The organism is Vibrio hannami, from assembly GCF_029589055.1.
GTDB classification, from domain to species: Bacteria; Pseudomonadota; Gammaproteobacteria; order Enterobacterales; family Vibrionaceae; genus Vibrio; species Vibrio hannami.
In genome coordinates this window covers 1,873,506-1,886,167 of the sequence record NZ_JARQZP010000003.1, presented here as the reverse complement: position 1 = coordinate 1,886,167, position 12,662 = coordinate 1,873,506, and the positions used below count along the sequence as shown (strand labels likewise).

Annotated in this window: 10 protein-coding genes and 1 pseudogene; 5 read left to right on the top strand and 6 right to left on the bottom strand. The window is 41.6% G+C overall.

From position 1 onward, the window contains the following. Positions 1 to 8: 8 nt before the first annotated feature. Positions 9 to 1,889 carry a methyl-accepting chemotaxis protein gene (locus P7F88_RS10200; protein WP_277824285.1) on the bottom strand — a complete coding sequence of 627 codons (1,881 nt, stop codon included), beginning with the start codon at positions 1,887 to 1,889 and terminating at the stop codon, positions 9 to 11. A gap of 267 nt (positions 1,890 to 2,156) precedes the next feature. Between P7F88_RS10200 and P7F88_RS10195 the strand changes: the two genes are divergently transcribed. Together P7F88_RS10195 and P7F88_RS10190 are read left to right on the top strand one after the other, a co-directional pair. Further along, positions 2,157 to 3,146: an ABC transporter substrate-binding protein gene (locus P7F88_RS10195; protein WP_277824284.1), complete on the top strand. Its 990-nt coding sequence runs from the start codon at positions 2,157 to 2,159 to the stop codon at positions 3,144 to 3,146. Positions 3,147 to 3,351: 205 nt separating this feature from the next. After that, positions 3,352 to 3,486, top strand: a complete 135-nt coding sequence (locus P7F88_RS10190) for an entericidin EcnAB (RefSeq protein ID WP_277824282.1) — start codon at positions 3,352 to 3,354, stop codon at positions 3,484 to 3,486. A gap of 46 nt (positions 3,487 to 3,532) precedes the next feature. On the opposite strand, the gene P7F88_RS10185 is transcribed toward P7F88_RS10190, so the two are convergent. Then, complete coding sequence (locus tag P7F88_RS10185) at positions 3,533 to 4,438, bottom strand: LysR family transcriptional regulator (RefSeq protein WP_277824280.1); 906 nt, start codon at positions 4,436 to 4,438, stop codon at positions 3,533 to 3,535. Positions 4,439 to 4,590: 152 nt separating this feature from the next. Between P7F88_RS10185 and P7F88_RS10180 the strand changes: the two genes are divergently transcribed. Next, positions 4,591 to 5,295: a class I SAM-dependent methyltransferase gene (locus P7F88_RS10180; RefSeq protein WP_277824278.1), complete on the top strand. Its 705-nt coding sequence runs from the start codon at positions 4,591 to 4,593 to the stop codon at positions 5,293 to 5,295. A gap of 129 nt (positions 5,296 to 5,424) precedes the next feature. On the opposite strand, the pseudogene P7F88_RS10175 reads toward P7F88_RS10180, so the two are convergent. Then, positions 5,425 to 5,944 (bottom strand): annotated as a pseudogene (locus P7F88_RS10175) (cysteine hydrolase family protein). Positions 5,945 to 6,061: 117 nt separating this feature from the next. Here P7F88_RS10175 and P7F88_RS10170 point away from each other — a divergent pair. Both P7F88_RS10170 and tnpC read left to right on the top strand, forming a co-directional pair. Further along, positions 6,062 to 6,976 carry a GlxA family transcriptional regulator gene (locus P7F88_RS10170; protein WP_277824276.1) on the top strand — a complete coding sequence of 305 codons (915 nt, stop codon included), beginning with the start codon at positions 6,062 to 6,064 and terminating at the stop codon, positions 6,974 to 6,976. Between the two features lie 511 nt (positions 6,977 to 7,487). Next, positions 7,488 to 9,029: an IS66 family transposase gene (gene tnpC / locus P7F88_RS10165; protein ID WP_277824274.1), complete on the top strand. Its 1,542-nt coding sequence runs from the start codon at positions 7,488 to 7,490 to the stop codon at positions 9,027 to 9,029. A gap of 13 nt (positions 9,030 to 9,042) precedes the next feature. Here the strand turns inward: tnpC and P7F88_RS10160 are convergent, their stop codons facing one another. The 3 genes from P7F88_RS10160 to P7F88_RS10150 form a co-directional block, all read right to left on the bottom strand. Continuing rightward, positions 9,043 to 9,306 carry a hypothetical protein gene (locus P7F88_RS10160; RefSeq protein WP_277824272.1) on the bottom strand — a complete coding sequence of 88 codons (264 nt, stop codon included), beginning with the start codon at positions 9,304 to 9,306 and terminating at the stop codon, positions 9,043 to 9,045. A 143-nt stretch (positions 9,307 to 9,449) separates the two neighbouring features. Next, on the bottom strand, positions 9,450 to 11,234 hold the full coding sequence (locus P7F88_RS10155) for a sodium:solute symporter family transporter (protein ID WP_277824270.1): 1,785 nt from the start codon (positions 11,232 to 11,234) through the stop codon (positions 9,450 to 9,452). Positions 11,235 to 11,704: 470 nt separating this feature from the next. Then, complete coding sequence (locus P7F88_RS10150) at positions 11,705 to 12,523, bottom strand: sulfite exporter TauE/SafE family protein (RefSeq protein WP_277824268.1); 819 nt, start codon at positions 12,521 to 12,523, stop codon at positions 11,705 to 11,707. Positions 12,524 to 12,662: the final 139 nt, after the last annotated feature.

Here is a 12,662-nt window from a genome sequence, read left to right as displayed (position 1 = left end):
GGGAAAGGTTAAACCTTAAAGAAATCCAGCTCACTCTTTTGAGTTTCTGCCAACTGTGAGAGTTCTGCAGAAGCTTGAAGCGTCTCGTCAATACCTGACACGTTCTGCTGAACCAGATCAAAAGCCAGTGTTGTGTTCTTAGAGATATCTTCCGTTACACTAAATTGCTCCTGAGCAGCAGTCGCTACCAGGGTATTGATCTCTGAAATAGACTCTACTGCCGTAGATATCTCTTCAAAAGAGGCTTTAACATGGTCTGCTAACTGAACAGACTGCTCAATAAGCTCGACGTTTTGCGCCATATTGCTTTGTGCCTTCTCTGACTGGGTTTGCAACTTCTCAATGATATCCTGGATACTAACTGTCGATTTCTGAGTTTTTGATGCAAGGCTTCTTACTTCGTCAGCTACCACTGCGAACCCTCGTCCATGCTCTCCAGCCCTTGCCGCCTCGATAGCAGCATTTAACGCCAGTAGATTAGTCTGTTCAGATATCGAGTTAATCACCTCTGTTACCGACCCAATTTCAAGCGCAAACTGCCTTAGCTCATCCACAATACCTGCACTATCGTTGACAGATGAATTAATCGAATCCGTCAGGCTGATATTCTTCTCTAGTGTTAACTTACCGCTTTCCACATTATCTTTTGCACCCTTAGCCTGATCCTCTGCAGCCACTGCTTGCTGGCTTACTTCCTGAGAGGTAGATGACAGCTCATTTATGGCAGTTGAAATTTGCTCTACCTGGGACAGTTCTTCCTGAGCATTAGCTTTTGTATCATTCATAATGACATTAAGCTGCTGAGAAGCTGACGATACACTTTCAGATATACCATGGGTATTTTTAATTAGCTCAGAAAGCTGACTGGATAGTTTGATAAGTGAACGATAAATTCCCGTTTCTTTACCTGTATGACTTAATTTCTGGGTAAAATCACCCTCCGCCATTTTCTCCATAAGAGATGCAATTTCATCTGGTGTACCGCCTACTGGTTTAAGAACCATTTTTTCAAGTGTAAGAAGTAAAACACCCAACGCAATAAGCAAACAAACGACACCAATTATCATTGAAGTTGTTAACTGACTGCTTGCACCTTGTTCAATTTTAGAATCTTTGATGAACGTAACAAATTTCCAACCCGTTACTTCAAGCTGGCTCCAGAACGCGGTAAAACCAGTGTCTTCGCCATCTACAGAAGCGCTATAATGAAGCTCTGGTGAGCTGGCGCTAAAACTCTTATAGAGAGGTCGTTCCTGATAGATATTCTTGCCCAGAAGATCTTTATATGGTGAAACTAATATTGTTCCATCGTCAGAATACAAGAACATATCTTCACGCTGGTACAAGTTACCTAGAAGGGCGTCCAGGTAAATTGAAGTTATAACAGCAACCGAGTTATCAATTTTGTACGCTAACACAACAATGTCTTTTTGGGTTACAGCGGATACAAAGGGAGCGGAAACAAAAAAGCTTTTTCCTTGAACAAACATAGCGTTGTAATAAGAACGATTAAGCTCTTTTACATTAAAGCCTTGTTTTTCACCCTTAACATTGTAAATGCCACCATCTCGATCAATTAAGTATGCCCCTTCAATGAACTGCTGCTGCGTTCTGTAAAGCATCTCAAGTTGAGTAATGGCTTCTTTAGAAAGCCCATTATCAGATATATCAGCAGTACTTGCTTGCACACCGGATAAAACACTTCGATAACTATTAAATTTCTGCGTTAAATCTACATCAACGGTAGCATTTTTTTCCATAAGTATGCTTTTGTTCAGAAAAACACTTTCTTTTTCAAAAGATAAGAAACTGACTGCGATAAGTACTGCGATTATGGCAAATATAATCGTACCTAGCGTGGCTGAGATTCTCAGCTTAAACTCATTCATAAATATCCCCGACATAATATAATCTAATGTTGTATTTAAATTTATAATTAGTAGTCGCTAATTTATAACATTCTGTGTGTTGTATATCGACAGTAATATTGCTGGTCTAGCCACTTATTACGCTTATCTATGCATCTAGATCAATTTTTTATCAAAGGCTCAAACTCCGCCCTTCCCTTCCTGGCTTCATCACGTAAAGTTCGAGCAATGATGTTCTATACTTGCATAAACAAATAACTAAAACGCTTACAAAACGAGAAGCTCTATATGCGCATCAATCTTGTCGTCAGTTCGTTAATGATCCTATTTACTCTGTGCTCATCATTAGCATATGCAAAAAATATCACCATCATAGACAGCTATCATTCAAGTTACCCATGGGGAAAGGCTGAAAGGCAAGGGTTAGAAGAAACCATTAACCCTTCGTATAAGCTGACTTATTATGAAATGGACACCAAAAGGATTGATAAAGATCTATTTCAGGCCATAGCAGATGAGATTTGGTCAAATATAGTAACGAACAGACCAGACCTGGTCGTTACTATGGATGACAATGCGTTGAAATACCTGGGACAACGCATCGTAAATGCGGGGTTCCCCCTCGTTTTTCTCGGCGTTAATAATGATCCCAGAACCTATTTTGATAACCACGAATTACCCAATAATGTAGCCGGAGTACTTGAACGCCCTCCACTAAAGCAAAATCTAAATCTTATTTCTCAATTGGTTCCTACGTTAAATAAGCGCGTACTAATCATGATGGACAGCGGTACGACTTCTAATAGCATCAGATTACATACTCTCGACGACAAAGATGTTATCGATGTTGATGGCACAACATTAGAAGTGTTTATGACCAATAGTTTTAGTGAATGGAAATCTCGGGTTACCACACTAAATAGAGATAACTACGATGCACTTGTGATCGGCAGCTATGCATCGCTTAGAGACAACAATAATCAACAAGTCCCTGATGACACTGTGTCCGAATGGACATGTATACATAGCGGTATTCCTGTATTTACTTTCTGGCAGCACGGCGCAGGGAAAGGAAAAGCGATGGGTGGCATAGCCGTTAGTGGCTATTTCCAGGGAGCTAGTGCTGCAAAGGCAGTGAATCAGATCTTAACTTCCGGAAAATTTCCTTATGTCGAAGTTCCTGAGATTGGCGAAGTAATATTGAGCGAAGAAGAGCTGTCGAGATGGGGAATCGAACTGCCTAATTTTATTCGTAAGAGAAGTATTATGCTTGAGTAGACTAAACAGGCCTGCGAAAAATGCAGGCCTCTGTTCTTCCTGGCAAGAAATTGCAGTGTTCTTTTGTGATCTTAATCACCTTTTTTATCCATTCATTGTTGAAAATTAGTCATCAATCCAAAAAGTGGAATTCAAAGCAACTAATTGAATCTGTATAGTGTTTTCTGGTTATTGGAGCCAAATAAAGGATTTAGAGGTACTTATAATGAAATTATCAATTGTTGCTGTAGTTATGGCACTTTTTCTAGGCGGCTGTTCAAATACATGGGAAGGCGTAAAAGATGACTCTTCCAAAATCTGGAAGGACACAAAAGAAGCCGTTCACGAAGCGACAGAATGAGCCTAAACCAACTAGTGAGCCTGTGACTACCACAGGCTTATTTGTCTCAGCTTTCCCCAAGCAGGATGTTTTTCTTGAGGTTTCTATCCTTAATGTAATCCACAATATGTCGTATCTGACTGATGGTATGGCGTTTTCCTAAGTAGTAGGCAAACATTGTTCTGGTTCTAGGGCTTAGATCCTGCAAACTCAACTTCACCACGTTGGAATCAACGATCATCTCTTCCGGTATCATGCCAATAAAATGTCCACCTTTAACAGCGTGATACGCTAAGCTCAGGTCGTCGACAACGAGTTGTGCATTGGGCTGAATCATTCGCTCTTTATGTTCTTTGTCGACAAATGCCCAGGAACGAGCGGGCATGGAAACCACACACGGTAATAAACTAAGCTGCTCTATGGTTATCTCTTGCGGATTGATTTTTTGAGACTTCACAAATTCTTCACTGGAGCAGATGGAATATGGAATATCCCATAAACGCAATGCTATAGCAGACGAATCCACCAGCGGCCCCACCCGAAAAGCGAGATCGATATTTTCCTGAACCAGGTTAAGATTCACATTCGACAGCGAAAGTTCTAACTTGAGTTCATCATACTCAGAAGCAAAATCAATCAACCAGTTTCCCAGAAAGTCCAACCCTGCTCTAACAGGCATAGACACCGAGAGAGCCCCTTTAAATGTCACTTCGCTATCTATTGCTAATTCAACGGAGTTTCCAAGTGAATCAAGTAGTGGAGCACAATCTCTATATAGCTGCTCTCCCCGATGAGTGACTTTTACCTCTCGTGTGGTTCGATGTAAAAGGTGTAATCCTAAAACGCTTTCCAACGCATCGATTCTTCGACTAACGGTGCTATGGGGAATACCCAAAGCCTCAGAAGCTTGCTTCATACTCCCCTTTTCAACTACCGCACAAAAAACATTTAGATCATCAAATACTCGTTTCATCAGATACTCTTTTACACAAAGCTAACGCTTGCTCATTATCTCAAATTTGCAATTAATATATCTAGCATTTCTTACATAGAATTGACTGATGCATCGTGGTTTGAATTTGCTCAGACTGTTATTCTTCCTTCTTTTGTCAGGAGGGTGAATGAATGTCTGATATGTATACCAAACACGCGGTAAAATATGGCGAAGCTGTAAAAGATAATATCTACAATGCCCACCTTGAACGCCCATCAACCATGGCACTACTAGATGATGTTAAAGGCAAAAACGTAATTGATATGGGATGTGGGTCCGGTATTTATGCCAGTTGGTTGTTGGAACAATCCGCCAATAAGGTAACTTGTCTCGACCTATCCGCAAACATGGTTGCCCTAACAAAAGAATCACTTGGCAACAATGTAGAAGCCTACGTTCAGGATATATCTGAAGGCCTACCGAAAGAAAGTGATAGCAGCGCAGATGTGGTTATCTGCCCGCTGGTTTTACACTATATCAAAGAATTGAAGCCTGTTTTCGAAGATGTATTTCGAGTATTGAAACCTGGCGGCTACATGGTATTTTCCACCCACCACCCTTTTGTCGATTTCGAATACTCAACCAGTGGGAATTACTTTGAGTGTGAACACGTCAATGATGAGTGGAACACCATTGGTACTCCGGTAAAAGTCAGTTTTTACCGCCGGTCATTAACCGAATTGTGCGAGGCCATTACTTCTTCTGGTTTGGTAATTTCCAGGCTCAATGAAGGCAAGGTTAATGAACAGGTAAAAAAGATGTGTGAATCCACTTATCAACGCCTAAAAAACAATCCTAATTTCTTGTTTGTCCGATGCGAAAAACCTGTTCAATAATGGTTTAACCTTTGCTGCGACATCTATGCTCAAGCGACCTGACTCTGTTTTGCCCCAAAGTGAGTTGAAGCGAAACCTCTCTAGTTCACGATACCAGTGAGGTTTCAATACATTTTCTAATGACTAAATCTACAGCACCTCGGAAAGCATTACCGTTGGTACGCGAGATGATGCTGCATTCAAAGCCATTTTATGAATCATCGCATCTGTAGTAGTGCAGCAATCTTCAATAATTGAAACCTTATATTTTTCTGCCTTCTTTGATATAGCAGTATGCGTAACGCAATTTTGTGTCATCATCCCGCATATGAGTAATTCATCAATACCAAATTCTTCTAGTGATCTCATCTAAACGCGTTTGATAAAAGCTATCAGCATGTTGTTTTTGTATGACTTCAGCGTTGGGGCATATGGAGATTATGTCTGGGTGAATCTTTACACCTTCGCTACCTTTTTCAAAGAAAGGAGCCATTCCCTTGGGAGCCGAAGATATGTGTTGGATAAGAAAGACAGGAATCTGTTTCTGGTTAGCTTTACAAATTAGTTTCTTAATATTTATCAGAACCTTACCTGTATTCCATAGCGGAAATTTACCTTTGAAAAAGTAATCGTTTTGAATATCAATAATAATTAATGCAGCTTTGTTCATTTTTGTTGTCCTCTGTTCTCACTTTTTGTTCAGAGAGATTATGAGCAACTTGATGTCGTTTTTTTAGTGGTTAAAATGACATATAAAGGGCAAAAACTGACATAACTAGAGATTTGAATGATGAAAGTATCCATTGGTATTTGCGAGTATCCTTCAGTATTAAAGTCTGCAGTTTTTGGTCTTGAAGAGATGTTTATACTTGCAACCAGAGTTTGTCGAGAACAAGGGATTAAGGTCTCATTTGAACCTATCATTATTTCGCATGATGGGTTGATAGAGGATAGTTTCACCGTTATTTTGCTACCGCCAGCTTCAATAGGCAATTACTACTTAGCACCTGAAGCCAAACTTATTGAATGGCTTAGAAAGCAATATTCCAAAGGTAGTGTTCTGTCATCTGCTTGCGCGGGGGTCTTTATTCTCGCTGCAACGAACTTGCTTGGAAAGCGAGAAGTTACAACCCATTGGGCGTTAGCAGAAACATTTACCAGAACGTTTTCGGAAATTCCTCTTAACAGCAATAAAATACTGATCGACCATGGGGACATAGTGACGGCAGGCGGTATGATGTCGTGGCTGGATCTCGGGTTTGAACTGGTCGCTAAATATTCATCTCCTCGGGTTGTACACCAACTTGGTAAAACACTTGTTATCGATACTGCGCAGAGAGAACAGAGTTATTATAAGCAATTCAAACCATCGTTCGATCATGGTGATTTGATGATAGTTTCAGTTCAACAAATAATGCATCAAGGATATGCAGAACCGTTATCGATAAATCAGTTAGCGAAGCAAGTAAGCATTACTGAACGTACTATGCAAAGGCGGTTCCTAAAGGCTACGGGTTACAACCCAAATCAGTATTTGCAGCGTCTTAGAATACAGAAAGCATGTGACTATCTAGAAAGTACAAAGCATTCATTTGAATGGATATCCCACCAAGTTGGTTACGAAGATATCAGTGCATGTCGAAAGGCCTTTATCAATATTGTAGGATTAACGCCACGAGAGTTTCGAAAGCGGTTTTCCTGATTAAAACTCAGTCTCTTATGGTTGAACCGATTCTGCCCCTTTTCTACTTAGCGCTTTTACTCATTCATACCTTGTTAACCGTAGTTTGCCGTACTCAAACTTATCCGATTGGGTTAATAAATCAGCATCTCTGATATTAGCGTCTTTTCCCCGAAAAGAATCAATACGTTCTTAAAATAGCTACTTGTTGAGATTCGGAGACTTCAATTCTGTAATGGCTCATTCGGAGGGGGTTGAGTTTAAAACTAATTATTGTTAGCTTGATGGGATGAGACATATCCCAACACCTTCGTCATTTTTCTTTTGGTGGCGCTCTAAATAGAGCGGCACGGGATTCTCACATTCTTAAGCTGCTGGAAGGTAGCTAAGACTGTGTTCTGATTATCTCCAGTAGCGATCTATTTACTAGGAGATAAAAACATGAACACTAACCAATTTTCTGATATTTCAGAAATCATTTTAACCGGTGACAGAGCTACAGGCCCATTGCATCTAGGCCACTATATTAATCGTGACTTCCTCCTCTGAAAACCTGACTGAAATTGAGCAACTTCGTGCTCTGTTAGCAGAGAAAGAAGCACAACTTCAGAATAAATCTGAACGTATCGAAATTTTAGAAGAGGTGGTTCGCCACCTGAAAATCAAACGCTTTGCCCCAAGCAGCGAGAAAACCAATTCTGACCAGTTCCTGTTGTTCGATGAAGCTGAGCTTTGTACCGACCCAGAGCTTGAAAAGCACGAGAAGCAGGACGAAGAGAAGAACAAAAGCAACACCTCCAAACCTCGTGGTCGTAAACCACTGTCCAGCGATTTACCACGAGAACAAATCTTCCTATACCTGACCGATGAAGAAAAGACGGGCGCGAAAAGCACTTTCTTCGCTAAAGTAAAAGAAGAGCTGGATATCGTGCCTGCCAAAGTTCGTGTACTGGAATACATGCAGGAAAAAGCCGTGTTCGATACGCAAGACGGTCAGAAAATGGTTACTGCACAAATGCCCAAACATCCGCTGCCTGGTTCATTGGGCAGTGTCAGTCTGATTGCTCATGCGATTACTTCAAAATATGTCGATGGTCTTCCGCTTTACCGAATCGAAAAGATGCTAAGCCGTTACGGTGGCGATATCTCCAGAGCCACATTGGCCAACTATGTAATGAAATCGGCACAGGTACTTCAGCCTCTGGTGAACCTGCTTAGAGAAAAGCAGAATGAAGGCCGTATCGTTGCGATGGATGAAACCCGTATCCAGGTACTCAAAGAGCCAGGTAAAGCTGCGACTTCCGACAAATATATGTGGGTATCACTCGGCGGACCACCTGGTGAGCAAAGTGTGTTGTTCCATTACGACCCATCCCGAAGCGGAGAAGTCCCGCTTGAGTTACTTGAAGGCTTTAAAGGCTACCTGCAAACCGATGGTTATGCGGGCTACAATGCTACCTGCCGAGAATATGGTCTGATTAATGTGGGCTGTATGGACCATGCCCGCCGTAAATTTATCGAAGCGCAGGATGCCCAACCGAAAGGTAAGAAAGCCAAAGTCAGCAAGGCAGATACCGCGCTTGGGCACATCAATAAACTCTACCATATCGAACGGCAGATTAAGGGGCTGAGAGAAAAAGCAGGTTATACACCTGAACAGGTGACGGTTTATCGTCAGGAGCACAGTGTTCCGATATTGGGTAAGCTGAAAGCCTTCCTGGAAAAGAATGTCTCCAAAGTTCCTGCTGACAGTCTGACGGGTAAAGCCATCTCCTACATGCTCAACCAGTGGTCCAAGCTTATCGTCTACTGTACAGATGGGGAACTCCGCATCAGCAATATCCTGGCAGAAAATGCTATCCGACCGTTCGTGGTTGGAAGGCGGTCATGGTTGTTCGCAGATAGTTCTCAGGGAGCAAAAGCCAGTGCAGTCTGCTACAGCATCGTGGAAACCGCAAAACTGAACGAGCTGGAACCACACGAATACCTCCATACCCTGTTGACTAAACTGCCGTATGCCGAAACGGTAGAGCAGATCGAATCCCTTCTTCCGTGGAATATCGCCAGGAGCTAATACTCCTGGCCGTTCACTTCAATACTGCCGAGTAATAAACGCTTACTGACATATTGAACGTACCACCAGTCCAATCGAAGTTCGCTAGTACGCTCACACCGCCACACTCATCCGATTTTGACGAATGCGTATCGAAGCTAAACATATCCCCATCCAACTGCTCCGTAGCAATAAAACTAGCCTCACTAGCATCTACTTTAAGATCGTTCCTCAAATAGACTTTTGTATCCTGCCCGACTGATGTAATACGTTGAAGTGGTCCCCGATTTTCGGACATGACTTTAAGTGATTGCCTCTAGTAGTACCATCATTTGCCTGTGATATTTTAATTCAAAATTTATAAGTCATTTATGGTTCACCATAAACTAAAAAACCCTTAACGTGAATTAACTCATTAAGGGTTTTGGTATCATCTTATTTTTAAGCGATTGTTGACGCTTTTGTTACTTTAGTGCTTTCAAGTTTACGTTCAGACTTAACTAACAAGGTACCGATCAGAGCTAAAATCGCTGCAATAATGACAAACAACATTCTCCCCCACAATGGGTTTGGGACTAAGGTCAGGCAGAGAATAAAGACAGACGCAATAAGCACCATCTTACCTAGCACGCTGTTTTGTTTATTATCCATCGCAACACTTTCTGGGCTGTCTTCAACCACAACTTCAGTGTCCACATTCGTAAAGAACTGTTTAACTTCAGCTTCTCGTTGTGCTGGCAGTCCCTTGTAGAAGAACTGTGAACAAACAAAGAACGGTAGTGTAATCGACATGTGTCCGATCAAACCTAACGTTACCGATTTCATCTCTGTGTATTCACGTGACGTCAGTGGTTGGTCTAAGCCCAGAATCGATTGTAGCGCTTCCGGTGTTAGAACAAAGGCGATAAACCCTGACACACACATACCTACGATAACGGTACCCCAACCTGCCCAATCAGGTGTTTTCCTGACGAAGAAACACATGATCGAAGGAATAAGGATTGGGAAGCCTATAAGCGTGCTCACCAACATCGTTAAATCAAACAGGCCAAACTCTTTCAATGATGTTAGGAAAAGCGCTGAAATAATAATGACAATACCAAACAGAGCCGTCAGTAGCTTACTCACAAAGATAAGGTGTGAGTCAGAGTGATTTTTACAGAAGTATGGTTGATAAACACTCTTCAAAATAATACCGGCATTGCGGTTTAACGCTGAGTCCATCGAAGACATGGTTGCAGCAAACATCGCAGCAAGCATCAAGCCAACCATGCCCACAGGCATTTCTCGACTTACAAACATAAAGTAGGTTGCATCAGCGACTTTGTGACCTAGTCCAGCCAAGCCCCATGTACTTGTATCTGGGTAATGTGCTGCTACATACCACGCAGGCACAAACCAAAGCAGTGGACCGATAAGCATTAGCGTACCGGCTAAGATCGCTGCTTTACGAGCATTTTTGGTATCTTTTGCTGCAATATAACGGTAGGAATCTACCATGTTGTTGGTACTAAAGAACTGTTTAATAAACATGAAGATAAACCAGCCAACAAACAAGTACGCGTGGTTGTATCCGTCACCAATAAATGGCTGCTCAGGAAGACCTGCCTCAAGAAGTGGTGTCAAGCCACCAGATTTCCAAATCGCTACTGCACCCGTTACTAACGTCATGGTTGTCAAAATGATCATCTGCATGAAGTCTGATGCGATCACCGCCCAGCTACCTCCAACGAGAGACATGAACAATACAACTGAACCAGCAACAATAATTGTTAGCTCTAGCGGCAGCCCAATTACAGCACTAGTAAACACAGCCAGTGCATTAATCCAAATCGAAGCTTGGAGAACACTCAGCGGAACGTTAGCCCATGTGAAAATTTGCTCGTTCACCGGACCAAGTCGCATGCGAACACCTTCCAATGGTGTTTCTACTCGCATTTGACGTGCTTTTGCTGCAAAAAACAGATAGTTACACAGGTAGCCAAGCGCGTTTGCATAAAAAACGGTTGTCGCTACTGCAAATCCACCTGTTAGTGCTTTACCCATGTGCCCAGTAAACGTCATGGCACTAACCGCTGTCATGAATGATGTGGAACCCACCATCCACCAAAGCATTTTACCGCCCCCACGAAAATAATCACTTGTGGAATTACTGAAGGATTTGAATAAGACCCCAATTGCCACAAGGAAGCCAAAATAAACCAGTACGATTACTATATCAATCATGTTTCTTCCCTTTCATTATTTTATTTCAACGTAATTTATTTTAATTTGCTCGTTTTACCCGAACATTAATCACAATCTCACCTGAATAGATAAGTGACAAAAGAAGTTAGAATAAAAATCTATTCTTTTGTTCATGAGTCACCAAAATTTCATTTGAGAACCTACTTCACAATCAATTAAAACCAACATAGTAAAGCTACAATCTATACTGATTTAGTGAAATGATAATTTTTGGTAATTTTGAGGCCAAAATTTGCATAGTGTGTAAGTTAAATAACTGAGAGTTAATTGACGCCCCAGATATATTATTTTTTTGGATAATTCCAGGGCGGGCATAATATTTACCACTTATAATTAACAACTATATATTTACAAATAATCACAGATCGATATCTTAAACTCGACCTCAAACTTTTAGGATCGTTGATTCACCAGAGACAGAAATTTAAAATAAACTCTGAGCTCAATATCTAAAGCGTTAGATAAGCAACCAAGCTGACCAAAATAACGATCATAGTCGCTGAATAAACGTGACGTTCAGACATGCGTTTCATTAAATGAGCAGCGACAGGGACACCAAGAAATGAACCGATAAAAAATAAGATTGCGGTATGAATATCTGACTGTCCACCTTTTGCATACCCTGCTGCGGTAATGGCAGATAGACACAATGCCAACACTACCGAAGAGCCAACAGCTTTCTTAATATCCACATGCAACACATTGTTAAGGACAGGGAGAAGCAAAACACCCCCACCAACGCCCGTTGAGCCTAAAACTGAACCACAGAACATACCAGACACAATCGCTTTTTTGGTGTTTGTTTTAGGCACCGAAGTGACTCCCTGCTTGGCCTTAGACGAGCTTTTGTAATTAGAGAACACAGAAACCAGGGAACAAGCCATGACAATTGTCACTAGCCAAGCCACCATCTGCTCTGTCCTTTGCGAGTAAAACGGATGTGTGCTGAAGTAAACGACCAGCTGTGTGACCATCAAGGTAACCGGAACCGCCCCAACAAATAGTAGTGCTATCTTGTTCCACGATACGTTGCAAGCTTTTATGTGTACTAGGGAAGCATTGATTTTGACCATTGCTGAAATCATACTTGCAGTACCGACCGCCAACACTGGAGACATGCCACAAAACAACTGTAACATTGGTATTAACAACACACCTCCACCGACCCCAGTTAGCCCCAAACACAGACCAAAAATGCTTCCTAAAAGCAGCTTTAATGCCACTGCATCCGCAGACCACAAGTTCGTCAACAGCTCATAGAATGGCATAAACCATCTCCTTAACAACCAAAAACAAAACACCTTTTTAATTAATCCAATCTAACGTACCAATTAGTATTTAATTTATGGCGCTGATCATATTTCGTCTGTTTTTTTTGAAGTACACTAACCCTTACAGTAGAACGCA